This window comes from Faecalibacterium sp. Marseille-Q4137, from assembly GCF_017377535.1.
GTDB lineage: Bacteria > Bacillota > Clostridia > Oscillospirales > Ruminococcaceae > Faecalibacterium > Faecalibacterium duncaniae.
The window spans coordinates 30,823-56,861 of record NZ_JAFREK010000010.1; the positions used below are offsets into that span (position 1 = coordinate 30,823).

At 58.7% G+C, this 26,039-nt stretch carries 26 protein-coding genes, 2 pseudogenes and 1 riboswitch; of the genes and pseudogenes, 5 read left to right on the top strand and 23 right to left on the bottom strand.

The genetic code is table 11. The features are described from left to right. Positions 1-96 precede the first annotated feature (96 nt). Positions 97-438: pseudogene (locus J3353_RS05880) on the top strand (Bro-N domain-containing protein); the annotation flags it as partial. Positions 439-530: 92 nt separating this feature from the next. Further along, positions 531-605, bottom strand: a riboswitch (cyclic di-GMP riboswitch). Positions 606-865: 260 nt separating this feature from the next. Here J3353_RS05880 and J3353_RS05885 read toward each other — a convergent pair. The 12 genes and pseudogenes from J3353_RS05885 to J3353_RS05940 form a co-directional block, all read right to left on the bottom strand. Then, complete coding sequence (locus J3353_RS05885; RefSeq protein WP_005933023.1) at positions 866-1,672, bottom strand: ChbG/HpnK family deacetylase; 807 nt, start codon at positions 1,670-1,672, stop codon at positions 866-868. 17 nt (positions 1,673-1,689) lie between these two features. After that, a complete protein-coding gene (locus J3353_RS05890; protein ID WP_005933024.1) occupies positions 1,690-2,877 on the bottom strand; it encodes an N-acetylglucosamine-6-phosphate deacetylase in 1,188 nt (395 codons plus the stop codon). Positions 2,878-2,880: 3 nt separating this feature from the next. Further along, positions 2,881-3,822 (bottom strand): hypothetical protein, encoded by a 942-nt coding sequence (locus J3353_RS05895; protein ID WP_005933025.1) that lies wholly within the window; start codon positions 3,820-3,822, stop codon positions 2,881-2,883. Positions 3,823-3,913: 91 nt separating this feature from the next. After that, positions 3,914-4,729: a PTS system mannose/fructose/sorbose family transporter subunit IID gene (locus tag J3353_RS05900; protein WP_207684391.1), complete on the bottom strand. Its 816-nt coding sequence runs from the start codon at positions 4,727-4,729 to the stop codon at positions 3,914-3,916. After that, complete coding sequence (locus tag J3353_RS05905) at positions 4,729-5,547, bottom strand: PTS sugar transporter subunit IIC (protein WP_005933029.1); 819 nt, start codon at positions 5,545-5,547, stop codon at positions 4,729-4,731. Before J3353_RS05905 ends, J3353_RS05900 begins: the two co-directional genes overlap by 1 nt. A gap of 51 nt (positions 5,548-5,598) precedes the next feature. After that, positions 5,599-6,090, bottom strand: a complete 492-nt coding sequence (locus J3353_RS05910) for a PTS sugar transporter subunit IIB (protein WP_005933031.1) — start codon at positions 6,088-6,090, stop codon at positions 5,599-5,601. A gap of 23 nt (positions 6,091-6,113) precedes the next feature. Further along, on the bottom strand, positions 6,114-6,533 hold the full coding sequence (locus J3353_RS05915) for a PTS sugar transporter subunit IIA (RefSeq protein ID WP_099357231.1): 420 nt from the start codon (positions 6,531-6,533) through the stop codon (positions 6,114-6,116). Positions 6,534-6,725: 192 nt separating this feature from the next. Next, positions 6,726-8,720: an HTH domain-containing protein gene (locus tag J3353_RS05920; RefSeq protein ID WP_207684392.1), complete on the bottom strand. Its 1,995-nt coding sequence runs from the start codon at positions 8,718-8,720 to the stop codon at positions 6,726-6,728. A 593-nt stretch (positions 8,721-9,313) separates the two neighbouring features. Further along, positions 9,314-9,745 (bottom strand): annotated as a pseudogene (msrB, locus tag J3353_RS05925) (peptide-methionine (R)-S-oxide reductase MsrB); the annotation flags it as partial. 40 nt (positions 9,746-9,785) lie between these two features. Beyond that, a complete protein-coding gene (locus tag J3353_RS05930) occupies positions 9,786-10,745 on the bottom strand; it encodes a TlpA disulfide reductase family protein (protein ID WP_156074524.1) in 960 nt (319 codons plus the stop codon). A gap of 12 nt (positions 10,746-10,757) precedes the next feature. After that, the gene (locus tag J3353_RS05935) at positions 10,758-11,642 is read right to left on the bottom strand and encodes a 4Fe-4S binding protein (protein WP_181967145.1); all 885 of its coding nucleotides are present in this window, start codon (positions 11,640-11,642) and stop codon (positions 10,758-10,760) included. Between the two features lie 25 nt (positions 11,643-11,667). Beyond that, positions 11,668-11,814, bottom strand: a complete 147-nt coding sequence (locus tag J3353_RS05940; protein ID WP_165643166.1) for a CD1871A family CXXC motif-containing protein — start codon at positions 11,812-11,814, stop codon at positions 11,668-11,670. Between the two features lie 148 nt (positions 11,815-11,962). Between J3353_RS05940 and J3353_RS05945 the strand changes: the two genes are divergently transcribed. Beyond that, on the top strand, positions 11,963-12,640 hold the full coding sequence (locus J3353_RS05945; RefSeq protein ID WP_156072628.1) for a response regulator transcription factor: 678 nt from the start codon (positions 11,963-11,965) through the stop codon (positions 12,638-12,640). Beyond that, complete coding sequence (locus tag J3353_RS05950) at positions 12,637-13,788, top strand: cell wall metabolism sensor histidine kinase WalK (RefSeq protein ID WP_156074526.1); 1,152 nt, start codon at positions 12,637-12,639, stop codon at positions 13,786-13,788. Before J3353_RS05945 ends, J3353_RS05950 begins: the two co-directional genes overlap by 4 nt. A 109-nt stretch (positions 13,789-13,897) precedes the next feature. Here J3353_RS05950 and J3353_RS05955 read toward each other — a convergent pair whose 3' ends face one another. From J3353_RS05955 to asnS, 6 genes are all read right to left on the bottom strand, one after another. Further along, a complete protein-coding gene (locus J3353_RS05955; protein WP_117535622.1) occupies positions 13,898-14,383 on the bottom strand; it encodes an RNA polymerase sigma factor in 486 nt (161 codons plus the stop codon). Positions 14,384-14,387: 4 nt separating this feature from the next. Then, on the bottom strand, positions 14,388-15,074 hold the full coding sequence (locus J3353_RS05960) for a zf-HC2 domain-containing protein (RefSeq protein WP_207684393.1): 687 nt from the start codon (positions 15,072-15,074) through the stop codon (positions 14,388-14,390). A gap of 89 nt (positions 15,075-15,163) precedes the next feature. Then, the gene (locus tag J3353_RS05965; RefSeq protein WP_207684394.1) at positions 15,164-16,468 is read right to left on the bottom strand and encodes a murein hydrolase activator EnvC; all 1,305 of its coding nucleotides are present in this window, start codon (positions 16,466-16,468) and stop codon (positions 15,164-15,166) included. 165 nt (positions 16,469-16,633) lie between these two features. Next, positions 16,634-16,840, bottom strand: a complete 207-nt coding sequence (locus tag J3353_RS05970) for a hypothetical protein (RefSeq protein WP_005929737.1) — start codon at positions 16,838-16,840, stop codon at positions 16,634-16,636. Between the two features lie 127 nt (positions 16,841-16,967). Continuing rightward, on the bottom strand, positions 16,968-18,023 hold the full coding sequence (locus J3353_RS05975) for an A/G-specific adenine glycosylase (protein WP_207684395.1): 1,056 nt from the start codon (positions 18,021-18,023) through the stop codon (positions 16,968-16,970). Between the two features lie 168 nt (positions 18,024-18,191). After that, positions 18,192-19,580, bottom strand: coding sequence for an asparagine--tRNA ligase (gene asnS, locus J3353_RS05980; RefSeq protein ID WP_097772833.1), 1,389 nt, complete (start codon positions 19,578-19,580; stop codon positions 18,192-18,194). A gap of 467 nt (positions 19,581-20,047) precedes the next feature. Here asnS and J3353_RS05985 point away from each other — a divergent pair, with 467 nt between their 5' ends. Next, positions 20,048-21,532 (top strand): hypothetical protein, encoded by a 1,485-nt coding sequence (locus tag J3353_RS05985; protein ID WP_207684396.1) that lies wholly within the window; start codon positions 20,048-20,050, stop codon positions 21,530-21,532. A 118-nt stretch (positions 21,533-21,650) separates the two neighbouring features. Here the strand turns inward: J3353_RS05985 and spoIIP are convergent, their stop codons facing one another. Then, positions 21,651-22,760 (bottom strand): stage II sporulation protein P, encoded by a 1,110-nt coding sequence (spoIIP, locus tag J3353_RS05990; protein ID WP_242700873.1) that lies wholly within the window; start codon positions 22,758-22,760, stop codon positions 21,651-21,653. A 153-nt stretch (positions 22,761-22,913) separates the two neighbouring features. Then, complete coding sequence (gene gpr / locus J3353_RS05995) at positions 22,914-23,699, bottom strand: GPR endopeptidase (protein ID WP_035393352.1); 786 nt, start codon at positions 23,697-23,699, stop codon at positions 22,914-22,916. A 176-nt stretch (positions 23,700-23,875) separates the two neighbouring features. On the opposite strand from gpr, the gene rpsT reads away from it, so the two are divergent. Then, the gene (gene rpsT / locus J3353_RS06000; protein ID WP_207684397.1) at positions 23,876-24,136 is read left to right on the top strand and encodes a 30S ribosomal protein S20; all 261 of its coding nucleotides are present in this window, start codon (positions 23,876-23,878) and stop codon (positions 24,134-24,136) included. 1 nt (position 24,137) lies between these two features. Here the strand turns inward: rpsT and J3353_RS06005 are convergent, their stop codons facing one another. The 3 genes from J3353_RS06005 to J3353_RS06015 all read right to left on the bottom strand — a co-directional run bounded on the left by J3353_RS06005 (position 24,138) and on the right by J3353_RS06015 (position 25,907). Then, positions 24,138-24,419, bottom strand: a complete 282-nt coding sequence (locus J3353_RS06005; protein WP_207684398.1) for a peptidoglycan synthetase — start codon at positions 24,417-24,419, stop codon at positions 24,138-24,140. A gap of 106 nt (positions 24,420-24,525) precedes the next feature. After that, a complete protein-coding gene (locus tag J3353_RS06010) occupies positions 24,526-24,882 on the bottom strand; it encodes a SpoVA/SpoVAEb family sporulation membrane protein (RefSeq protein WP_207684399.1) in 357 nt (118 codons plus the stop codon). Further along, complete coding sequence (locus J3353_RS06015) at positions 24,879-25,907, bottom strand: stage V sporulation protein AD (protein WP_207684400.1); 1,029 nt, start codon at positions 25,905-25,907, stop codon at positions 24,879-24,881. Before J3353_RS06015 ends, J3353_RS06010 begins: the two co-directional genes overlap by 4 nt. Between the last annotated feature and the right edge of the window lie 132 nt (positions 25,908-26,039).

Genomic DNA, 26,039 nt, shown 5'->3' on the forward strand with positions numbered 1-26,039 from the left:
CTCCAAGCGCTAATCTACAGCTTAATAATGCTAAAAAAGCCCGGGAATACACCATTTCCCGGGCTTTTTCTATGCCTGAAATTCTGTTTGGACTAGATGATGGAAGTGTTTGAGAACCAGGAGTTCGGTTCGATCCGCGTGTTGCAGGAGGCAGGCAAGACCTTCTTCTGTGCAAGCGACGTGGCGAAAGCGTTGGGGTATGTGAATCCCTACGCCGCTGTGAAGCGCCATTGCAGAGGCCCCCTAACGAAACGCGAGGGGGTCGTTCAGAAGGTGAATCAGTATGGAAGTGCTGGAGAGCAGGTCGTTGAAATTTCCTTTATCACAGAAGGCGATGTTTATAGGCTGATCGTTCACAGCAAGCTGCCATCGGCAGAACGATTTGAACACTGGGTGTTTGATGAAGTTCTCCCTTCCATCCGCAAACATGGTGTGTATCCCAAACGCTTTTCCCTGCATCCGTCGCAAATGTAAAAAGGCACCGCACCTGCCCCGAAAGGCTGGTGTGACGCTGTGGTGTACTTCTGGGGAAGTGCAGCTGGCTGCCCGGTCTGGGCCCTTTAGCTTTGCGTCGCAGCCTTCCAGCTGGTTTGCCGATTCTTCTGTTTTGTGTGTGGGGGGAGGGCTCTTTTGCATTTTATTATGCCCCCTATATAGGAATCAAGGGGTTTTCCATGAGTTTGTCATTTGTAACAAATGCAGTCTATTTTTTAGTGCGATTTGACGGGGGTGGGGGGCCCTCTCAGTCAAAGACTTTGGCTGAGAGGGTTAAGCCATTACTAAGAAAACGCCGCCGCACAGGTCGCAATTCTGTGCAGCGGCGTTCCTATGGAGGATGATAAAGTATCACTTGGAAATGGCGCAGTTATTCGTACAGGGCATCAAAGTTGGTCAGTTCCACCTCATGCTCATCCAGCCAGCGACGAACCTGCGGGTCACACAGGGTCGCCAGATCACGGCAGCGGGGCAGGGTCAGGGAAGTATTGTCCAGAAGGTACTGATCCAGATAACCCGGATGGAAATGTAGGATATTGTACTCGTAGGGAGAGCTCAGGATGCCGAAGCGGTCTTCCAGCCAGTCCTCCGGGCGGCTGCCCCGGTTCAGAATCTCCATTGCGTTGCTGTTGCCCAAACTGAACAGCTCGCAGGCCGGTTTCATCGGCAGTTCTTCGGCCAGCGTATCGCCCATGTTATGGATGCCCAGCTTCTTTCCGATATCCCGGAACGCCTGCTCCATGGGCCTTGTCATGGCGCTGTGGCCCTCAAAATGCCGGGGATAATGTCCCACAAGTTCTTTGTGCCGGTCCAGCTGGGCCATGGTCTCGGTATACAGGTCCTCATAGCTGGGGTAAACTTCGCCCTTGCATTTGGCATCATTGGGATTCTCGCTCTTCCACAGATAGCTGCGGTAGAACATTCCCTCTTCGTTTACCAGCGTGGGCACCTTTTCCGGGGCGCTGACGGGGCGGTACTGCACAAAATTGGTGTGCTGGACCAGCGGCACCTCCGGGCACTCGCTCTGCCAGAGTTTCACCGCATGGGGGACGGCGGCCATGTTGCTCATCAGCGAGAGGGTGCAGACCACGCCCTCCTTATAGGCTTTGATGACACCATAGTTGTATGCCTCACTGAAGCCGAAATCATCGGCTACTACGATCAACTTCTTGCTCATAGCTGTTTCCTTTGTCCTTATCGGTTCAGATAATCCGCATTGAAGATCTTGCCCTCGGTGCTGCGGTCATAGACCTTCCGGCCCTCGGCGTAGGTGACCTGTGCCTGATAATCGTCGCTGATGACCACCAGATCTGCGTCCTTGCCCACTTCAATGGTACCCTTGCGGTCGGCAAAACCATACTTGATGCAGGGATTGAGGCAGGCCATCTTCAGGCAGGTCTCCAGCGGGATGCCAACATTGTTCACCAGATTTCTGATGTCGAACAGCACCGGCTGGCTGGAACCGCACAGGCGGCCGGTATCGGTCAGAACAAAGCCCTCCGGGGTCACATTCAGGGCCATCCCCTCAAAGATGCCCTCATACTTGCCCACCGGTGCACCGGACAGAGCCGTACAGTCACTGACCATCATGAATTTGTCGGTGCTCTTGACCTTGAAGTAGATGCCCAGCATCTCATCGCAGATGTGCAGGCCGTCGCAGATCACCTCACAGGTAACGTTTTCATTGGTCAGGGCTGCTCCCAGACCGCCGATGTCCCGGTGATGCATATCGGTCATGACGTTGCCGGTATGGGTCGCCACACTGATGCCCTTGGCATAGGCGGCCATGGCCTGCTTATAGTTGTTGTCACTGTGGGCGGCTGCCACTGTGATGCCCTGCGAGAGGAAATACTCGATGATGGGGTCCATCCCGGGGATCTCCGGTGCCAGTGCCACAAGACGCAGCCACCCGCCGCCGGCTTCCACCATGGCATGTGCCGTCTCCATACTTACCTCCGGCCAGCCGGTACGGATGCCTTTTTCACCGGTGCGGTTCAGCCAGGGGCCTTCGCTGTGGATACCCAGAATGGTTGCACCGTCCTGATCACCCTCTTTTGCCACCTCTGCCACCGCACGGATGGAATCCGGGTCGCACACCGTCGGGAAGATGTTCACGGTGCCCTGACTTGCCAGCCCCTTCAGATAACCTTTCACGGATGCGATCTGCTTTTCATGGGGGGCATTCTTATTCATGATATCATAACCGCAGGTGCCGTGGTTATGAGTATCAAAAATGCCGGGGATAATTCGCTGGTCGCCGTATTCAATGGCTTCGGGGTCGGTCGTGTTTTCTGCAAAGGCAGTGATCTTGCCGCCTTCCACAGTCAGCACACCTGCCTTGGGGCCTTCCGGCGTATAAATGCGGTTGGAATGCAGTTTCATAATTCAGTTCTCCTTCTTATTTGCTTCCTGTTTTGCAAAATCGGCCAACGCCCGTTCCATCCGCTCCATCCGGGGCAGATCCAGTACATGGTCCTGTGCACAGCAGGTATTCTCCACAACAAATTCGCCTTTTTCCACTCGTCCACAGCTGAGCATCATCCCTCTGGGAAAGAGCGCCAGCAGATTCCGCTGCCGCTGTTCCTCCGGGTAGTTCCGGTCATAGACCTTATCCTCCGGCAACAAACTGCACAGCTGTTCCGCCGCCTCTTTCCGGTACTCGCCGTGCGCCAGCGCCACTGCCGGGCCGCTGGTCAGATTGTCCAGCAGCAGAACAGTTGCCGCAGTTGGCATCTCCTGCGCCAGAAGCCGGAAGCCGTCATAGTTATCCACTGCATGGTCACAGAAGGCAAAAGCGATGTTCTCCTCACCGCTCAGGTCCTCCGCCAGCTTTACGGCAGTGGCGACCGCACCGGAACAGCGGCTGAAGTTGCAGGGGCTTGCATGGGGCAGCAGCAGCCAGACACCTACCCCTGCCAGCAGCAGTGCCGCCAGCGTCCGGGGCAGCATGGCACCGGTTCCCCGTCCGGACCAGAACATCAGGCAGGCCGCTCCGAAACAGAGCAGTTCCAGCACGCATTGCAGTGCAAGGTCTCTCCCCCGCTGCTGAACATTTTTGTCCGGATGGAACGGATAGTATTTCTGGGGCCGCAGCGCCTTTGCCGGCGTATCAAAGGGGACCGCAATGACGACCTTTGCATTTGCCAGATCCCCGGCGATCAGGTTTTCGATTTTGGAAAACCGTCCTTCCCTCTGTTGAACCCGCACCGGCCAGCCCAGCGGCGGTAGGCTCTCGTTGAGCTGCTGGGCAAAAAGATATTTCTGCTTTGCAGTGCGCCGTTTGCCCAGGGTGACACCATACAGCATCATCAGGTCTTGCAATGTCATATCCGTTCTCCTTCTACAAAAAAGTCCGGCAGGAAGCGTTTTACTCCTGCCGGACTGCGGACCCCTTGCAGGATCAGGCGATCTGATTTTTTTAGAAGATTCCAAGGAATGCGCCCAGCAGACCAAAGATCAGCAGACCGATGATCAGCTGTGTGGGGCGGTTGCCCTTCTTGATTCGCCACATCATGAACAGCACCAGAGCCAAGCTCAGAATGCCCGGATAGATGGCATCAAACAGCTCGGAGACCACGATGGAGGTCTCGCCGATGTTCAGCGTCCAGTTCAGGGGGAAGCCCACGGTGGTTGCCGTCATGGCACCGACCATCATCAGGCCGAGGATGGATGCACAGCGGGTCGCAACGCTCATCAGGCCGCTGTTAAAGACGGTGTCGATGAAGCTTGTGCCCAGTGTGTAGCCCAGTTTCAGCAGGACCCATTTGAGCAGGGACTGCGAAATGCCATACAGCAGGATGAAGATGAAGGTGCCGAGGATGTTGCCCTGCGAGCACAGACCGATTGCAATACCGGCACCGATGACACGCAGGCAGTTGAAGAAGATGGAGTCGAACATACCGGCGGTGGGGCCCATCAGGGAAGCCTTGATGGCATCAATGGTCTCGCCGGGAACTTTACCGTCGTGGCAGTCCTTTTCCAGTGCGTAGCACAGACCTGCGATAAAGTTGAATGCGACTGCATGGGTATTGAAGAAGGACTGATGGCGGGCATAAGCGGCCTTCTTGCCTTCGATATCGTCGCCATAGATACTCTCCACGGCGGGGGCCATGGTCATGGTGAAACCATTGGCTTCCATCTTGGTCATGTTGAAGTTTGCAAAGACCAGATGGCTGTTCCAGAACATCTTTTTGAGGATCTTATTTTCCTCTGCGCTGACAACTTTCTTTTCCATCAGAAGAAATCCTCCTCACTGTTGGCAGGGGCAGCAGCACCCGCAGCGGGGGCAGCAGCCACAGCGTTCTTTGCATCAATGATGCGCTTGTCAATGAAGAACAGGGTCAGGGCGATGGCTGCACCGATGACGGCGATACCAAGGCTGCTCAGGCCCAGGCTCTTGGCGCAGATAAAGCCGACAAAGTAGAACACAGCGATATCGGTGGACCAGATCATGGACAGCAGGATGCCGAAACCGACGGCGGTCATCATGGTACCGGCAGCGGCCAGACCTGTCATGACCCATGCGGGGCAGGCAGCCAGACCAGCCTGCAGACCCTCGATGCCAAAGGCAACGCCCAAGAAGATGATTGCCGCACCGGGCAGGCAGGCGATGAAGTTGACGACCATGGAGATGGCACGGAACTTGTTGGGCTTGCACTCAGAAGCCAGTCTCTCCCAGTAGGGAGCCAGGCCGGCCCACAGAGGCATCAGCATGGTGTTGATGGTAGACATCACGGTACCGATGGTCAGGGACAGAGCCAGACCGGTTTCCATGGCACCGTCGCCGCCCACCACGATGGTATACGCCACAGCGATGATGGAGCCGGACAGGCAGTCGGACGGAATCGAGCCGCCCACAGCAGAGATGCCCATGAAGATTGCTTCCAGCGAAGCACCCATGATGATGCCGGTCTGGAAGTCGCCCAGAAGCAGGCCGACCAGCGGTGCCACCACGATGGGGCGGTTCAGGCACTGCCAGGACAGGGTGTACGGGTCAAGCCAGTTGATGACCGCATACACGACTGCACAGATGATTGCAGCGGTAATTGACATAGCGATTTTTCCTCCTTGTACTTTTTTCTATTTTCAGGCAGAGCACCACGCTCAGCCCAGTACCTTGGAAAGTTCCTGCGGAACATCATCGGGGATGGTCTGCACATTGCAAGGGATCCCGGTTGCCATGACCTGCCGCAGAACCTCGACTTCGTCCTCGTAGGCATACAGATTCTTGGTATAGGTCTTGCGGGCTTCCGTTCCGTGCTTGGGAGCAATGCGGCCATAATTGCCCACATTGATCTGCGGGATATCCTTGACTTCCTTGGCCACACGCAGCAGATTTTCCGGCGTGCTGACGATCAGCAGGATCTTCAGACCGGCTGCACGGGGATCGTTGCAGAGCGAGACCGCCTTATCCACCGTCACGATCGCCGTCTTGCAGGTGGCCGGTGCAGCCATCATCAGGGATTTCTGCATGATATCGCTGGCAGCCGCCGTATCATCTGCCACCACGATGCGGTCAACGCCTAGCGTGCGGCTCCACTTGGTGGCGACCTGGCCATGAATCATGCGCTCATCCAAACGTACCCATTTGATCATAAGTTTTCCATCCTTTCTTTTTATCAGAAGAAGTCGTCGCTGCCTGCCGGTGCCGTGTCCGCAGGAACTTCCGGTTCCACACGGCGCAGATACTCGCGGCTTTCTTCAATGATCTCATCCAGCCGTTCGTCGCTGAGGGTATCCTCGCTCAGAACATTCATCATGAAGCTCATGTTCACACCGCTCACCAGCCGGGTGTTTGGGCGGTCCAGGTAGGTGAACATGGCCTGATTCACGCTGCCGCCGTAAAGGTCGCTGCACAGCAGCACTTCGTCCTCCGGACCGACAGTCTCATAGAACGCATCCAGATGATCCTGCACGCAGCTCTCATCCAGATAGGCATCAAATACGGTCAAATTCTCGCACTCTCCCATCAGGATCTTCAGCGAGCTTTGCATTCCGCTGGCCATTGAGCCATGGGACGAGAGAAAGATTTTCAGCATAACAGGCATCCTCTTTTCGACTACAAGCTAATTATTTTCCTTCGATGTTCACATTTTATCTCTATTTTGCACAGAGTTCAACGCTTTTTGATTTATAGAATAAGTTCAAGTCGTTTTGATTTCATTTTATAAGTTCAAAATGGCGCACAGTTGAACACCCTGTTCAAAACTGTGCGCCATGATTTGGTGATTTTACATAGTCTGCAACGAGCGCCGAAGCCATTCCGCCGCCATCCGGGGCGGGTCTTCCGCAAAGGCTTCCAGTTCTTCCGGATACCGCACAAAAGAGTACAGCAGTGTATTCAGCGCTTTCATCTTCTGCCAGTCGTGAAGTCCGCCGCCGACATACAGCAGTGCCCGGATCTTCCGTTCTCCCCAGAGTGCCCGTTTTTCCAGCGGGTAAAATTCCAGTCGGATCTTTTCTCCTTCTGCGCCCTGTTCCTCCTGAAAGACCACCACGACTTCGCCGCACTGGTACCAGCATTTTTTCCGGATGATCCACCGATTCAGAAGCGCCTGCCGTTCAGCTTCGTCCCTGCCATGTACCCCCGCCAGATACAGGAAGAACTGCTCCGGCGTGTAATACTGGAAGTTTCGGATCACCCGGTAATTCTCCGGCAGCGGAAGCTGCTGCCGGTACTGGTATGCTTCCACCAGCAGAGTGTTGTAAACACGGTCAAAGTCCCGTTCGTTCCGGATCAGCAGCAACAGTTCCACCGGATAATCATACCGGTAGCCGGGCTTCAATCCATCTTCCTGTTCTGCGCCATTTCCCAGCAGCACTCCGTCGCATTCTGCCGGGTCGATGCGGCGCAGCTCGTACAGGTTCATCGGCGTGATCTCTTCGATCAGTTCGGGGTAACGCTCTTTCAGGCCCTCTGTCTGGATCCGGGCATACTCGGTTCCCAGAAAATGGGTGGAGCACAGACGGAGCGGCCGGATGGGATACCGGATCTCGTGCAGCAGACTAAAGAAATAGCAGCTCAGCATTGCCCGCAGGAACCGGTTTGCCCGGAAAGGATAAATCGTCTGAATAAATTCGATCACCCGGCGGCTCAGTTCCGCACAGAGCGGGCAATCCAGAAATTGCAGTTCATAAACATAGTCATACTGCACTGCACCATCCATTCCATAGAAATGTTGTGCGATCAGATTGAATAGGATCTGCTGCAGCAGATCCCTTGCCATTGGCAAGGGCGCAAAATCCAGTCCAGTCTCCTGCTTCAGGTAGACCAGCACCCGGTCCCGCAAGCGTCCCGCCTGCCCTGCAAAGCCGGGATGCAGGCTGAACGGGTCCCGCTTCAGGTTCACATCCAGCATACTGAACAGCAGAATGCCCAGAAACGCCACCTCATCCCGGGGCATGGCATAGCCCCCGTATTGTTCCTCCAGTGTGTGGTAAATGGACTGTGCCAGCGGATAGAACATCGTTCCGGAGATGCTTTCCAGCCATGGGTCCGGCAGCCGGATCTCATGGCCGTTCTGCACCCGGTTCCGTGCAATGATCAGGTAGACCGCCACACGCTGGGTCGCACTGTCCCGCAGGGAGATCGGGCTTTCCCGCAGGATCTTCAGAAATGTATGCCGGATATCCTGCCGCTCTTCGTATCCGCAGCTGAGCCAGGATGCACTGTCCGGGTCACTGCAATCCAGCGTTTCCTTGTGGAAATGCACACCGGAGACCTCGGTCAGTGCCAGCCTGCGCTTGTACTCTTCTCCTTCCACCCGCATTCCGGTGCCGGGGCGTGAGACGATCCGCAGGCCAAAGCTCTCGCACAGGCGGGTCGCCATGCTCAGTGGCTCCCGCAATGCCGAAGCCGAGAGAAAAAGCTGATCGGCCAGCTGTTCTTTCTTAATGCCGGTTTCCGTGGAGATGATGCGCCGGGACAGATACCGCACCCGGCTTTCCCGGTCGGCGTTCAGTATACTGCCCGGCATCTGCCGGATGCTGGTCACAGCCGAAAAAGTATCGTACGCTTCCGGGTCCAGAACTTCCACATAGTAGCCCTTATGCCGCCGGGAAACCAGCCGGGCACCATTCTCATTCAGGATCTGCGCCACCTGCGGCATCTCATTCTTGATGGTGTGCGCACTGACACCGATCCGCTCCGCCAGTTCCTGCGAAGTCATCGTCTGTTCGGGGGCATTGCTCAACTGGGTCACGATCTGCAAGGCTCTGCTGGACATAAAACCGCTCCTTTTCCCAATCATTCCTGCCTTTATTGTAGTAAAACACTGCCCGAAATGCAAGCCGGAAACCGGAAATGCCGCTCCGAGCTTTTCAGCCCAGAGCGGCATTTCCGGTTTTGGGATATAATTAGAGAATGGCTTGATTGTTAGCATCCTCACCCTCTCCGTCATTGCTTGCTACACAAAAATTATTTGTGCTGACTGCGGCTCTTTTGCATGACACGCTGTTCTTGGATTTTGTGTATGAAGATAGATAGGAGGAGAATACATAATAAACCTGAGGAATTGAGCAGCATTGTGAATGCAGCATTCGGGCTGCGTTAAACTACACCAAAAATTTCGCGATTTCGTGGGTTTACCTATGGGTTTACTGAGAGAGGAAAGCCCGAAAACCTGCATGAATACTGGACTTTTCGGATCAAGGTCAGGTGAATACGGCCTGAAGGCTGCACGTCGTGCACCTCAGTTCTCCAAGCGCTAATCTACAGCTTAATAATGCTAAAAAAGCCCGGGAATATGCCATTTCCCGGGCTTTTTCTATGCCTGAAATTCTGTTTGGACTAGATGATGGAACATTGTATTATGCGAACTCATTCCTCGAACAGATACAGAAGATATCCGTAGCCCTCTGCTTTCATCTTTGCGTAAGGCACAAAGCGCAGGGCCGCACTGTTGATGCAGTAGCGCACGCCATTGGGGGACTCCGGATCGCCGGTGAACACATGACCAAGGTGAGAATCTCCGGCACGGCTTCTGACCTCCGTGCGGCGCATTCCGTGGCTCAGGTCCTCCAGTTCCACCACGGCAGGCTCCTCGATGGGCTTTGTGAAAGCCGGCCAGCCGCAGCCGCTCTCGTACTTATCCGTGGAGGAAAAGAGCGGCTCGCCGGTGACGACATCCACATAGATGCCCTTTTCAAACTTATCCCAGAACTCGCCTGTGAAAGGGTGCTCTGTGCCGCTCTCCTGCGTAACACGGTACTGCTCCGCCGTCAGCTTGTCCCGGATGGATCCCGCCGAGGGCAAGGCAATGGCGCGCAGCAGGTACTTTTTAAATCTCAGGTCAGCCCATATCGGCGGCAAGAGCCTGGTCGATGAGCTTTTGCAGCGTCTCCGCCTGCTTCTTTTCCGTGATGGCACCTACGATGGGTTCACCCACGATATTGCCACTGCGGTCGACCACATAGGTGGTGGGATAGGCAAAGATGTTGGTAGTAAACTTTCCCGCCTCACCGTCGGAGTCAAAATACACATTCTGATAGGTGGCACCCTTCTTGGCAAGCACATCCTTCGCCTCGGAAATTGCCGTTTCGTCGCCGTCCAGCGTGAAGGTGTTGACACCGATGAGGGAGCCGCCCTTCTCCGCCAGTTCCTTGTTCAGCGCATCCAGCTCGGAAAGCTCGCCTACGCAGGGATTGCAGGTGGTGAACCAGAAATTCACTACGGTGACGGCGTTGGCAGAGAACAGCTCGTCGCTCTTCACCATGTTGCCGTCCAGATCTTTCCCTTCAAAGGCGGGGAACTTCTGCATACTGCCGTCGTCGGGAGGGGTGCTCGTGTCGCTGCCCGCGGGCATGCTCATATCGCCATCCATGGACTTCTGGATGATCTCGGGATACTTCTCTTCCAACTCGGTCAGCCGGTTTTCAATATTGCTGATCTCCGTGGCGGACTCCTTCAGCCACGCATACTCCTTGTCGGTGAACTGCTCTTTAGCGGCCTCGACGGTATCCAGCAGGAAGTCGCCGTAGTTTTTGCCGTCCTCCTGCATGGTCATGCCCTTATCGGCCGCCATGAACACCTTCTCCCAGAGTTCGGCATTTTCCGACAGGAGCGCGTTTTCCCGCTCCAGCAGCTCCTTGTGCAGAGCGAGCGCCTCCTCGGCGGTTTTCGGCTCGCCGGTCATGGCGGAACTGTCTCCGCTCATATCCGCCTGCTTGTCGTTGCCCTTTGCGCCGCAGGCTGCAAGGGAGAGCAGCATCATCGCGCACAGCATCAGAGCCAGTATCTTCTTTACGTTCATATTCGTTTCTCCTTAAGCTTTGTTGTTGTTTTCTCGCAGTGTCGCTGCGTTTTCTTTCTCTTTTCCATCGCCGAAGCCGTAGCGGAAGCACACGGCGTTCGTCGGACAGGCGCGGATGCACATTCCGCAGCGGATGCACTCGGTATGGTTGGGCGTTTTCGTCACATCCACATCCATCTTGCAGGCTCTGGCGCATTTCCCGCAGGAAACGCACTTATTCTTATCCACCTTCATCTGGAAGAGGGACACCCGGTTGAACAGCGCGTAGAACGCGCCCAGCGGGCAGAGCCACTTGCAGAACGGTCGGTAGAACAGTACGCTCAGCGCAATCACCGACAGCAGGATGCTGAATTTCCATGTAAACAGCTTGCCCAGCGCCGCCCGGATGCCGGAATTGGCAAGGGACAGAGGGATGGCTCCCTCCAGCACGCCTTGGGGGCAGAGGTATTTGCAGAAGAACGGGTCTCCCATGCCAACATCGTTCACAAGGAACGCCGGCAGCAGGAAAACCATCACCAGCAGGACAGCGTATTTCAGGTATGTCAGCGGCTTCAGCCTCTTTGTGGAGAGCTTCTTTGTCGGGATTTTGTGCAGCAGCTCCTGAAACCAGCCGAAGGGACATAGAAAGCCGCAGATAAAGCGTCCCAGCAGGACTCCCAGCAAAATGAGAAAGCCTGTGATATAATAGGAAAAACTGAATTTTGACGAGCCTACCACTGCCTGAAACGCACCGATGGGACAGGCACCGGAGGCTGCCGGGCAGGAATAGCAGTTCAGCCCCGGCACGCAGACGGTCTTCCCCGCCCCCTGATACAGTCCGCCCTTGAGAAAGTTCGGCAGATGCAGGTTGGTCAGCAGCGCCGCACCCGCCTGAATCCAGCCCCGGAAGCGGGACATGGTCTGTGAAACGCCTGAAAACTTTTTACCCAATGCCTACACACTCCAGACATAATTTGATTGCTTTGCTCAGCACTGTCGCCGCCTCGCCCCGCCAGACACCGAAGCACAGCATGGCGGCTCCGGCCATCAGCAGCACGATCTGCGCCGCTGCCTTTTTCCCGCAGCTCATTTTTCATCACCCTTTCCGATTTTCTGCCCCCATCATAGCGCGGGAGAGTTAAAGTCTCTGTTAAGAACGAAAACTTAACGCAAACCTTATCTGTTTTTGCTATAATGAAAGCAACACAAAAAACGAAGAAATAAAAAGGAGGGCTATCATGCACCTTTTAGTAATTGAAGATGAACGCGCCCTGTGCGAGACCATCGTCCGCAGCCTGCGGCGGCTGGCCTACAGCGTGGACTACTGTTATGACGGGGAAAAGGCGCTGGCGCTTCTGGGCGTGGAACGATACGATCTGGTGCTTCTGGATCTGAATCTGCCGAAAAAGGACGGCATGACAGTGCTGCGCACCCTGCGGCAGACCGACCGGGAGACGCGGGTGCTGATTCTCTCCGCCCGCAGCGAAGTGGAGGACAAGGTGCAGGGGCTGGATGCCGGGGCGAACGACTATCTGGCAAAGCCTTTCCACTTGGCGGAGCTGGAGGCCCGCATCCGCAGCCTGACATTGCGGCAGTTCACCCAGCAGGATGTGCTGCTAAGCTGCGGAGGCCTGACCTTTGACACCCGCTCCCGTACCGCCGCCGTCAATGGGCAGACGCTGACGCTGACCCGGAAGGAAACGGGGATCCTGGAATACCTGATGGTGCATCAGGGGCGGCCCGTGAGTCAGGAAGAGCTGATGGATCACGTTTGGGACAACAGCGTGGACAACTTCAGCAATTCCATTCGCGTCCACATCTCCGCCCTGCGCAAAAAGCTCCGCGCCGTGCTGGGCTATGACCCCATCCGCAACCGCATCGGCGAGGGCTATCTGATGGGAGGCGAGGAGGAATGAAGCGGCTTTCCCTGCAGTGGCGCATCACGCTGATGACCGTCCTGCTCATCGGCATCACCTGCGTGGCCATGAATTTGCTGCTGTGCTCCTCCGGTGTGTACTATATGGACACCATTGCGGACAGTTTACAAGGCGGCGGCACGGTGATCCTGAATGATGGCGGAGCGGCGAGCTTTGACCCGCAGCTCATAGCGCCCAACGAGGAGTTGACCATCGTCGTCGATGGGGTGCAGGGGCGCTTCCGCACCACCAACTGGTACATCACGGCGGCGGTAACGCTGCTCAGCGGCATCCTCGCCTATTTCGTCAGCGGACGCGCTCTCAAGCCCCTGCGCAGCTTTACCTCGCAGGTGGAGCAGGTGCAGCTGAACAATCTTGCCGATATGAGGATCGATGAAGACACTATTTCGGAGTTCCGGCAGCTGAGCCGCTCGTTCAACCAGATGCTGGAGCGGCTGAACAACGCCTTTTCCGCCCAGCGGCAGTTCACCGGCAACGCCGCCCACGAGCTGCGCACGCCACTGGCACTAATGCAGGCGCAGTTGGAGCTGTTTTCCGCGGAGCATCCTGATGTGCGGCCGGAGACGGCGGAGTTCCTCACGCTTTTGCGCGAGCAGACGGAGCGGCTGGCACAGATGACCAAGACGCTGCTGGAGATGAGCAATCTGCGGCAGGTGGCGCGGAACGAGCGGATCCAGCTCGCTCCCATGATCGAGGAGATCTTCACAGATCTTGCGCCGCTCTCAGATAAGCTCGGTGTCACGCTGACGGCGGAGGGCGACGGCATTATGACCGGCAGCGATGCACTGATCTACCGGCTGATCTTCAACCTGACGGAGAATGCTGTCAAGTACAACCAGCCGGGCGGCTCGGTACGGGTTTCTGTCACTCAGGAGTTGGAAAAGCTCCTGCTCCGCGTCTCCGACACCGGCTGCGGCATCCCGGAGGAGTATCAGCGCAGTATCTTCCAGCCCTTCTTCCGGGTGGACAAGTCTCGCAGCCGGGAATACGGCGGCGCAGGACTGGGGCTCTCACTGGTATGGGAGATCGCCGACCTCCACGGCGGCTCCGTTTGGGTGGAGAAAAGTTCGGAGAAGGGCACTACCATTGCGGTGGAGCTGCCAACGCAACAATCAGCGAAGCCCTAACCCCCTTTTATTTTGGTCAGCTTGAGCAGGCAAAACGGCCTGAGTCCTGCGCACAAAAAGAACACCCCCGCGCCTTTGGGCCGGGGGCGTTCTGCTGTGATAGGGAATGTCAGGTGGAAGAGGAAAGCATCTTTTGCAGCTGGGTCTTGGCCCGGTAGTAGGTCACCCGGGCCCATGCGGCGTTGTGGCCGAAGATCAGCCCGATGCGCTCAAAGGGCAGCTCGCCGAATACCCGGAGGCTGAACACCTCTTTGTAAGGCTCGTCCAGCGTGTGCAGACACTGATGCACGGTGAATGCCGCATCCTGATCGACCAGCAGCTGGGCAATGTCCGGAGTGTCGGCGGGGGCGGTTTCGGCATCTTCCAGCGGGGCAGTGTGCTTTGTCCGGCGGCAGTGGGAATAATAGGCGTTGCGGGCCACCGTGAACAGCCAGGCCCGTACATCCTGCCGGTCGTCGTAGTCCTTCAGACCGTCCAGTGCCTTGAAGAAAGTTTCCTGCGTCAGCTCCTCGGCCAGCGCTTCGTTGTGGGTCAGGCCCTGCAGGAACAGAAACACATCCCGGAAATAGAGCCGGTAAACGCTGTCGATGTCCATAGGCTCAGCCCTTCTTATAGTCGATGCCGTATTCCTGGTCGGTGCCGTAGGCGTAGTCGAAGGTACCGTCCGGGTTTTCCTGCACGATGTAGCGGTCTACCAGCTGTCCATCGCGGTAGTACAGGGTCTGGTCTGCGCAGTCCACGGTCAGCAGCTGGGTGCGAGACACCATGACCCATACAGTGGATCGATCAGAATCCACCAGGGCTGTCAGTACCCGATGCACGCCCGGAAAGCGGTAGCGCATGGCCCGCACAGTGATCTGCGGCTTGCCCCAGCTGAAGGTGTCCTCCATATCCAGCCAGACCCCCTCGCCCTGTGCTTCCAGAATGCAGATGTCTGCACCATTCTCTTTGCGGTTGTAGGTCCAGAACTGAGCCTGCTCTGTGGTGGCCGGGACGCGGGCAGTGCCCATCCAGAATATCAGTGCCAGAGCGCACAGGGCTGCCAGCACTGTGCCGATTGCTGCACGGATGCTCCTTCTTTGCAGGGCGGCCCTGATCCTGCGCAGGGGCGCATCCGGCTGCGCTTCCGGCCGCACCGGCACCGGCTGCTCCATCTGCTCCAGCTCGGCGCGGCATGCTTCACATTCGGCCAGATGCTCTTCCACCAGTGCATTGGTGGCCTCACTGGTGATATGCTCCGCATACAGCGGCAGCAGGTCACGGATGATATCACAATTCGTTTTCATCGTCTTTTGCCCTCCTTTTTCATGGCCTTTCACCCCAATAACGCAGAAAAGGAGAAAGCGTTACAGGTTTCTGCAAATTTTTTGCAGGATCAGCCCTTCTCCTGCCAGAATAACCCGCCGCTGGTTTGGAACAGGGGCCAGGGGTTCACGCTCTTGCTGCCGAGTTTGAAGTCCATGGTCAGCTCCTCGTCCAGCACACCGACAGCCTGCCCCCGCTCCACGGTCTGGCCGCGGGTCACGGAGCGCTCCTGCAGGCCGTACAGATAACTGCGCACGCCGCAGCCATGATCGATGACCACGGTGCTGCCGGTGAGGGCCAGATCGCCTGCAAACACCACCACGCCGCCTGCCGGGGCACGGCAGGGTTCACCGGGGATGGTGTAGAGCCGGGTGGAGTTGGAGCGGCTGCCCTGCTGGCCGCCGGTCACCTTGACCTGACCGAAATCCACCAACGTTATGTAGTTTTTTGCCGGGCAGAGAAAGGCACCGGCCCAGAGTTTTTCCCGCACGGGCTGCTCGTACAGGGGCCAGATGTTGTTCCGGAACTCGGTGTTGGCAGCCTCGGTGGATGCAGGTTCCGGCTCCACCTCCACGGTGCCGAAATCCTTGGGCAGAACGGTCAGCGTCCGGGCAAAGGTCTCGCCGTTGACGGTAACGTTGACCGTGTGCCCACCCGCCGAAGCGTTGTAGGCGGCGGGGATGTAGGCACGCCAGCCGCTGCCCAGCCGGACGCACTGGACGCTGCCCAGGTCGGTCTCCACGGCGGGAGCGGTCTCGCCGGTCAGGCCGGTGATGGAAAGCGCCGCCACGCCGCCCTGCTCCAGCCGCTCGGTGGAAAGGGCGACCTCCGCGCTGGCCTGCAGGGTGAACCGGAAGGAGTAGCTGTACCAGCCCGTGGGCTTGGCCGGGTGCTCCACGCCCAGGTTCTTGCGGATGGCACCGGTGGTTCCGCCCTCAAACTGGGTGGCGAGATAATCCTGTGGCAGCCGCCAGACCGTCAGCTTTGCCTTGTAATCCCCATTGGCAGGGAAGAGAAAGTCCTCGTACTGAGAGGCTGACCCCGCAAACACGATGCTGCCGATGTCGGTCTCGATGGTCAGGGTGGTGTAGCTGGCCCAATCGGGCAGGGCGAGGGCCGGGTGTGCGTCATACAGCACGCCCAGTTTCTGCACGGTGAGCGTTTCGGGGCTGGTGAACACCTTATCGAACACGCCGCCCAGCAGCGGCACCTGCCAGCAGGAGCCGTTCACTTCCAGCGCCTGCCCGCCGAACTGCGTGTCTGCCGCTGGGCGGGAACCCTCGCCGGTAAAGGAATAGCTCACGGTCATCACCGCGCCCAGCAGCACGGCAACGCCCAGAATGACACCAACGACCCACAATAAAAATCGTTTCATGGATATGTACTCCTGTTACAAAGCCGCATCCCTGCACTTGGCTCCCCTGCCAGGGGAGCTGGCCGCGCCGGAGCGGGGACTGAGAGGTTGATGAATCAATGCGGCGTATAAAAAAGCGCACCACAGCTTGCAGGGACAAGCCGGGTGCGCTTTTCGGTGTTTGGTTTATTCTGCGGCATCCTCGGCAGAAGGATCTTCTGCGGGCTGCTCTGCGGCAGGCTCAACGGTCTCAGCCTTATCCTCGCCAAACAGCAGACGCTCGTACTCGTCCAGCTCTTTCTCACGGCGGTGCAGATAGACAGCCACGGCGGCCAGCGCACCGGCCACAGCGGCCAGCGTGGCGATAACAGCGATCAGACAGGATTTCTTCATAGGACACACTCCTTTTCTGGTGGGGAACGGTGGTTCATGGAACCGGAGTTCATTTTGATAAGGCTATTATACCCGGAAAAGCAAAAAATTACAATCCGAAATGCAGAAATTTCATCAATCCGGGCAATCACAGCAATTTGGATAGCAGCAGCTTTTTGTAGACTTTGAAGGCACCGGGCAGGGTATACGCGGCCTCCAGCTGCTCCTTTCCGGCCCAGACGCAGCCTGCGGGGGCGGGCTGCTCCGGCACAGTGAGGAAATAGCCGCTCTGGTGCCACTCGATGTGGGTGAAAATGTGCTTGGCCGCAGGCAGGGGCGTGAAATGTACCCCTGTGCAGTCCAGCCCCAGGGCAGCAAGGCGGACGGCGGTCTCTGCGGCGGTAAGGGTGGTATCCTCCCACAGCACCGGCTGCCACAGCCCGGCCAGCAGGCCCTTGGCGGGCCGCTGCTGGAGCAGCACCCGGCCCTCGTTCAGCACCAGCGCCACCGTGACTGGTGTGATGCGCCGGGCCTTGGGGGGCGTTTTCTGGGGCAGGGAGAGGGCGGTGCCTGCGGCCCGGGCCCGGCAGAGCCTGCCCAGCGGGCACTGCTCACACAGAGGTGCGCCATTGGGCAGGCAGACCAGCGCGCCCAGCTCCATCAGGGCCTGATTGTAGTCTCCGGCTTTTGCGGGCGGCTGGTGCTCCATGACCCGTGCCGTGAACTCCCGCTTCACCTGCGGGTCGGTGACCAGCCGGGGGTCGTTGTAGAGCCGGGCAAACACCCGCAGGACGTTGCCGTCCACGGCGGGAACCGGGAGACCGAAGCTGATGGATGCAATGGCCCCCGCCGTGTACTCCCCGATGCCGGGCAGGGCCAGCAGGGCGTTGTAATCAGCAGGCAGCTGCCCGCCGTACTGGGCGCAGACGATCTTCGCTGCCTTCTGCAGGTTGCGCACCCGGCTGTAATAACCCAGCCCCTCCCACAGCTTGTGCAGCTTTTCCTCCTCACATCCGGCCAGCGCGGGGATATCCGGCAGGGCGGCAAGGAAGCGCTCGTAGTAGGGCAGCGCCGCCGAGACCCGGGTCTGCTGCAGCATGATCTCGCTCAGCCAGACATGGTAGGGCGTGGGGTCCTCCCGGAAGGGGAGGATGCGGCGGTTGGTGTAGAACCAGTCCAACAGGGCAGGAGCGATATTTTCCACTTGTATTTATCTCCTTGTTGAAAACAACCCTCTCCGTCATTGCTCCGCAATGCCACCTCTCCCGAGGGGAGAGGCTATGCTGCCTTTATCCAAGAGCCGCAATAGGCTCCCCCCTCGGGGGAGCTGGCAAAGCCGACAGGCTTTGACTGAGAGGGTTGAATTTAATCCTTAGAAACCATAAGCGGTGCGGGGGAAGGGCAGCACGTCACGGATGTTCTGGATGCCCGTGAGGTACATGATCATCCGCTCGAAGCCCAAGCCGTAACCGGCGTGCTCCACGCCGCCGAACTTGCGCAGGTTCAGGTACCACTCGTAGTTGGTCTTGTCCATGCCCAGCTCGTCCATGCGGGCCACCAGCTTGTCGTAGTTCTCCTCACGCTGGCTGCCGCCGATCAGCTCGCCGATGCCGGGTACCAGCATATCGGCTGCGGCCACGGTCTTGCCGTCCGCGTTCATCTTCATGTAGAAGCTCTTGATCTCCTTGGGGTAATCGGTGACAAAGACGGGCTTCTTGAACACGACCTCGGTCAGGTAGCGCTCGTGCTCGGTCTGGATATCCACGCCCCACTCCACGGGGAACTGGAACTTCTTGTTGTTCTTCTTCAGGATCTCAATGGCCTCAGTGTAGGTGATGCGGCCGAACTCGCTGTTTGCCACCAGCTCCAGGCGCTCGATCAGGCCCTTGTCGATGAACTGGTTGAAGAAGGCCATCTCATCGGGGCAGTTGTCCAGCACGTAGCGGATGACGAACTTGGTCATGGCCTCGGCGGTGTCCATGTAGCCCTTCAGGTCGCAGAAGGCCATCTCAGGCTCGATCATCCAGAACTCAGCGGCGTGGCGGGTGGTAAAGCTCTTCTCCGCACGGAAGGTGGGGCCGAAGGTGTACACCTTGCCAAAGGCCATGGCCATGGCCTCGGCCTCCAGCTGGCCGGAAACGGTCAGGTTGACGGGCTTCTCAAAGAAGTCCTGGCTGTAGTCCACGGTGCCGTCCTCGTTCTTGGGCACGTTCTGCAGGTCCAGCGTGGTGACCTGGAACATCTCACCGGCACCTTCGCAGTCGGAAGCGGTCAGCAGGGGAGAGTGGGAGTAGATGAAGCCATTCTCCTGGAAGAACTTGTGGATGGCATAGGCAGCCACGCTGCGCACGCGGAATGCGGCGTTGAAGGTGTTGGTGCGGGGGCGCAGGGTGGGCATGGTGCGCAGATACTCCATGCTCATTTTCTTTTTCTGCAGGGGGTACTCGTCTGCGGGGCAGTCGCCCAGAATCTCCACGCTGTCGGCATTCAGCTCAAAGGGCTGCTTTGCCTGCGGGGTCAGGACGATGCGGCCTACGATGCGCAGGCTGCTGTACAGGCCGGTGTGGATGACCTCCTCGTAGTTTGCCAGCTTGCCTGCCTCCAGCACGACCTGCAGGGTCTTGAAGCAGCCGCCGTCCGACAGGGCGATGAAGCCGATGTTCTTGGAATCACGGATGTTCTTGGCCCAGCCGCACACGGTGACCACCGTGCCGTCGGCGGGAGTGTTCTTGTACAGCGAGACGATCTCAGTACGTTCCATCTTTCTTTCCTCCGATATAAAAATAAAAAGACAGCTTTGCCCTGAATTTTCAGGGCGAACAAGCTGTCTTGTAATGTCCGCGGTGCCACCTGAATTACCGGAAGTGTCCGGTCGCTCGCGCGCTCCAATAAGCGCTGCCCTGGTAACGCTGGGCTTTGCGGCGCACCTACTGGCGGCGGAATGCCGTGTTCAGTTTGCAGCTCCCGGGTGTTCGTTCGCGCACTGGCCCGCACGCGGCTCTCAGCTGCTGCCGCGCTCTCTGGAGCGTCCGGAATGCGTTACTTTTCCCGATCCTTGCTTTTCAGTAATTCTAAAAATAGCACAGCAGCACCGGTTTGTCAATCGGCTTTTTGCGGAAAAACGGTTGAATTCTGCCGGAAAGAATGATATTATTTATCCTGTTATAGTATGTGCATTGCACAAAACGGAACAAACATGAAGATTGGCTTTGTCCTGAGGAGTAGAGCATGAACGAAAATCAAACCACTTACCCCACCGGCGCACAGGATGAGGAAGAGATCGACCTCGTTGCGCTCATGGTGACCCTTCTGCACAAGCTCAAGCCCATCCTGCTGACCGCGGTTGTCTGTGCTGTGATCGCTGGCGGCCTTGCCGGGGTAAAGATCCTGCGCGGCGGCGCTGTTTCGGCAGAAGATCAGGTTGCTTATGAAGAGGCTCTGGCTGAGTATCAGCAGAAAGAGAAGGATTATGAGTTTGCTGTGCAGCAGTACGAGCTGACGGCGAAGAGCAACGAGGATGCGCAGTCTAGTGTGCAGGAAGCACTGAAACAGGCACAGGACTATGCAGAAAAGTCGCTGCTAAAAAATCTGGACGTTTATAATGTCTGGACGGCGCAGGCTGACCTTTATATTGACAGCGGCTACAAAATCCAGCCGGGTTCTGCGTATCAGAATGTTGACCCGACCGGTGCGTTGCTGGCTGCATATCAGAAACAGCTGGCCAGCGGTGACTCCATGAATGCTGCCGCTGATGCCGTAGGGGTAGATGTGCGCTACCTGAAGGGCGTGGTCACGGTAGAACTTTCCCAGAACGACAGTGGCGAGTATAACGGCGTGATGACCTTGCAGGCGTATGCTGCAGATCAGCAGACCGCAGAGAAAATTCTGAACGCGCTGCTGGGTCGTCTGGATCTGATCCATGAGAAAGCGGCAGCTGCTGTGTGCAGCCACAGTGTACGCGTGATTGATCAGAGCGTGACACAGGGGGTCTCCACGGAACTGCGTGCGTTGCAGCAGACGAGCGATGAAGATGTTCAGAATCTGCAGAGCCAGCTGGTGGAACTGCAGAGTGCCCGTCAGGCGCTGGATGACAATCTGGCTTCTGCTAAGAGTACATGGGAGAGTGCGGAGGAGCCCGCACTGGACGGCGGCGCTGCCTCCTCGGTGGCAAAGTACCTGCTTATTGGCTTCCTGCTGGGCGGTGTGCTTGCCTGCGGCGTGGTCGTGGTCAAGTTCCTGCTGGACGGCATGGTCTACTCGGCCAGCGAGCTGAACCGCTCCACCGGCCTGCCCGTGCTGGGCGCGCTGGCCAGCGACCGCACCAAGAAGGCCGGAAAGCTGGATGCAAAGCTCTATCAGATGGAAGGCCGCCCCGATGGCAGCGCGGACGCTGAGATGCTCTGCCTGATGGCTCAGACCATCCGCAGCCGCGCCCCGGAGGCGAAGAATATTCTGGTCACCGGCGACCTGCCTGCGGACCAGCTGGAAGCACTGGCCGCTGCCCTGCAGGCCACGGAACCCCTGCGCGGCCAGAGCGTGACCGCCGCCGAGAGCATCCTCAAGGCCGCTGCCACCGTGCCCCATGTGGTGGCTGCCGATGCCATTGTGCTGGCTGCTGACTGCACGGTCACCCGCACCGATGCCGTGCGGGAGCAGAACGAGAAGATCGTTCGGCTGGGCAAGCAGATCCTGGGCTGCATCGTATACGAATAAGCAGAAATAAAATAAACCTCTCAGTCTCGCATTCGCTCGCCAGCTCCCCTGATAGGGGAGCCCTTGGCAAAGAGGGCAGGTCGTACTTGCCAAAGAAGCAGATGCGGACTGGGAGGTTTTACTGTTTTAATGCAGAAATCAACCCTTGGGCGGCAAGCTGCCCGGCATAGAGGGCCTCGTTCAGGTTGTTGCCGTGCCCGCCGATCTCTATGAGCAGGCTGCCGGGGGTCAGATCCTGATTGTAGAACCGGTAGCTGAACAGGACCGGGCGGGTGAAGCCGGGGTACAGGCCCTCCATGGCGGTTTCCCAGGCAGCGGCAAAGCGGAGGTTGAGTCGGTAGTTGGGCAGGCTGACCGTGGTGCCGTTGTCGCACCCGCAGATGATCATCACCTGCGCTGCCTGCCGCCCGTTGACGGTGCACACCGGGGCCATGCGGGAGCCATTCTCAGTCTCGATGGCATCCCGGTGGACATCCAGCACGATCTTGATGCTGGGATACTGCGATAAGTATTGCTGTACCACCGCGCGGCTGTTGGCGTAGCTGCCGGTGTAGCTGGGGTAGTCGTTCAGGGTCTCATCGTGCAGGGTATTGAGCCCGGCGGCGTTGAGGGTGTCCGCCATCACCCGGCCCACAGCGCACATGTTGAGGTCCCGGTCGGTGGTGCGGGAACCGTCCCCCGGGCGGTACCACAGCCCTGCTGAGAGCCGGTAATCCTCAGTGGCATGGGTGTGCATGATGAGGATCTGCGGGTCGGGGCTGTTCCACTCCACCGCAAAGGGGAGCGGATTGGTGATCTCGGCGGTAATGTCGGCGCTGGAGACGCTGGTGTTGTTCTTGATGCTGCCGCTGCCACAGGGAATGTATTTTTCCCCGCTGCCCTGCGGATAGTTCTTTTCCAGGATGGCACCGGCTCCCTCCGGGCGGGCCTCGTCGCCTTCCAGCGGGACAAGGTAGGCTTCCATGTCACCGGCAGGCAGGGCGGGAGCCTCCTGTGCAGGCTCTGCCTGTGTTTCCTGCGCGGGTTCGCTTACGGCCTGTGCGGCATTCTCGGAGAGGTCTTTCCGGCTCAGGTAAAGGGCGGTCTGCACGGCTGGCAGCGGCCCGATGACCACCGCCGCCAGCGTGAGAAGCAGCTGGTGCGCAAACAGTGCCAGCCCCAGCGCAAGGCCTGCCGCCGCTGCAAAAGGCAGGGGATGCCCGCACCCTGCCATTTCCCGCCTGCGCATGGAACCTCACCCCCTTCTGCAAAATAGATATGAGAGAACCGCTCCATCAATGCGAACGGATTGCTGCCTCTCCCAGTAGGAGCAGCAGGCCGGCAGCAGCATAAACCTGGCCCCTATCAGGGGAGCAGGCGAGCGAAGGCGAGACCGAGAGGGTTACCCCACCAGCCAGCACAACTGCGCCACACTCAGCTTTGGCTGCAGGGCCCGGTTGATGGCAGCCCCCAGCAGGGCCGCGCCGTGGGCGATGACTCCGTCCAGATCCCGGGGCGTGACGACCAGATCCCGGCCCTCCTCGGCCTGCATCAGGGTGGGGATGCCCGCCGCAAGGACAGGCACACCCAGCCGGGCGGCATCCAGATGCCGGGAGTGGTCGGGCTGGGCCGGGTGGAGCCCAGTGTCTGAAAACTGGAGCGTTCGGCCCAGCCGCTCCGGCTCAGCAGAGCAAAGGCTGTCCACACAAAGCAGGGCGGCGGGGCGCAGCTCCCGCACCAGTGCCCCGGCCAGCTGCTGTAAGCTCAGGCCCGTTGCCGCTGATACCCCCGGAGCCACAGCCGCCACCGGCCGGATGCCCTGCACCGGTACGGTGCGCGGCCCCATGGTCACGAACACCTTCTGCACCGTGCGGGGGCCCAGAGCATCCGCCGTGACTCGGCGGTTGCCCACCCCCAACACCAGCACCGGGCCTTCGGGCGGCAGCAGGGGCCGCAGCTCTGCGGCGGCGGCTTCGATCACGGCGCTGTCCCGCTCGTCCAGCAGGCTCACGCTGGGGACCTCCAGCGTCACATACCGGCCCCGCGGCCGCGCCAGCCCCTCCCGCGCGATCTCTACCCGGGTGATCGTCACGCCGCCCTGACGGGCCGTTGCCACGCGCACCCCGGCGGGCAGGGCGGTTTTGCCCGGCTGGCCGAACAGTTCATCGGCAAGGTCAGTTTCCCGCATTTTGCATCCCCCATCCGGCTGAATTTCCGTATTTGGGCGCTTTTCCCGCCCAAACGGTACCAGAAGTATGGGAAAATGAAAAAATTCTAAACAAAAATTCAAAAAAGGCTTGCGCTGGTACGGCAAATATGGTATCATAAGGTGCGCTGTTATAGGTAGCCAAGGAGGTGGAACGAATGCCTAACATCAAATCTCAGAAGGACCGCGTCGTGCAGGCTGCTGCAGAGCAGGCTCACAACAAGGCCATTAAGACCAACCTGAAAACAGTCGTCAAGAAGGCAGACGCTGCCATCGATGCTAAAGCCGCTGACAAGGACGCAACTGTCCTGGCTGCTGTTTCCGTGATCGACAAGGCTCGCGCTAAGGGTGTCATCAAGAAGAACACCGCTTCTCGCAAGATCAGCCGTATGGCCAAGCGTGCAAACAAGAACGCCTGATTTACGACAGATCAAGTGATCGACTGACGAACAAAACCTCTGTATCGGGAACCCGATACGGGGGTTTTTGTTTTTCCAGCAGCTGTTCCGGGGGCAGGGGCGCGGGCTGCTCTGCCAGCGCCCAGAACACCCAGCCTGCAGGCACAGCAGCCGCCAGTACCAGCCCGGGCCAGAGCACAGCGGGATATGTAAGGGCCTCGCTGCCGGGCAGGAACACCGCCGCCGCGCAGAGTACGAGGGCGGTCCAGCCCTCCCATAAGATCGTTGCAAGAGTCTCGCACATGACTATCATCTCCTTTTCTGGAAAAGTATACCATACAGAGGGCGCGAATCGGCGCAGAAAAGGACGATACACGAAAAAAGCGTATCGTCCCAGGAAGAGTTCTGCTTCAGTTCTGGTCGTGGCTGCGGCCCACCAGCGAACAGACTACGCCGCAGACAAGGCTGGTGGTGATGCCTGCAGCAGCGGCGGTCAGTCCGCCGGTCAGGATGCCGATGGCTCCCTCTTCGGCAAGGGCGGTGCGCACGCCTTTGGCAAGCAGATGCCCGAAGCCCAGCAGGGGAACGGTGGCACCGCAGCCTGCAAACTCGGCCAGTGGCGCGTACCACCCAAGGGCCGAAAGCACCACACCTGCCACCACATAGCCCGTCAGGATGCGGGCGGGGGTCAGAGCGGTCAGGTCGAGAAAGAGCTGGCCCACCACGCAAATGGTCCCGCCTGTAACGAATGCCCAGAAATAGTTCATGTGTTCCCTCCGTTCTGTTCCTCCGGGGCAGCAAGCTCCACCAGGTGCGAGATGGCGGGGATGCTCTCCTTCTGCAAAAAGGTGGTCTGGCTCATCAGCGCGCCTGTGGCCAGAAAGAGAACCCGGCGCTGTCCCCGCCGCTCCAGCCGGGGCAGGAGATGCCCGCAGAGCACTGCTGCACAGCACCCCGGTCCAGAAGCGCCGCTGTGCACCGACTGGCCCTCGGCATCATAGAGGAGGGAACCGCAGTCAACATGGTTCTTGAGGAGCAGGCCCTCGGCGGCCAGCAGCTCCCGGAACAGCTGACTGCCCACATGGCCCAGGTCGCCGGTGCAGATGGCATCGAACTCCTGCGGCTGGGTGTTGGTATCAGTGAGGTAGCGCAGGAGCGTTGCCGCCGCAGCAGGAGCCATGGCGGCCCCCATGTTGTTGATGTCCCGGATGCCCAGATCCTGCACCCGGCCAAAGGTCACGGCCCGGATGCCAACCCCCTGCCCGGCGGGGCGGAGCAGGCAGGCCCCTGCCGCCGTGGCAGTCCACTGGGCGGTGGGGGTGCGCACGGCTCCGTAGGAAAGCGGGGTGCGGAACTGCCGCTCGGCGGTGCAGAAGTGGCTGGAGGTCATGGCCAGCAGGCCGTCTGCCATTCCGGCGCTGCACAGGCAGGCCCCAACACCCAGCGCCTCGGCCATGGTGCTGCAGGCCCCGAACAGCCCCGCAAAGGGCAGGCCCAGCGCCCGGGCCGCATAGCCTGATGCCGTGCACTGGGCCTGCAGGTCTCCGGCCAGCAGGAGGCTCACATCCTTTTCGGTGGCGTGGGCTTTTTTCAGGCAGAGCCGCGCCGCCTGCAATTGCAGCTGCGTTTCAGCGGCCTCCCAGCTGGCCTGCCCAAGGCGGTTGTCACTGTGCAGTTCGTCGAACTCTGCCGCCAGCGGGCTTTCGCCCTCCTTTTTGCCGCCGATGCAGGCGTGTGCGGCGATGACAGGTGGTTTTGGAAAGATCAGGGTGTCACCCCGGCGGGTCGCCATGAAAAAATCCCCCTTTCAGGGCTGTTTTTCTTTGGGATTTGTGCTATAATAGCGCTCGTGCGATATTCTGCTCCATCCGCTCTGCCGGAAAACTGCAATTTTTGCATCCCGGCAGGCGTATTGTAGACAGAG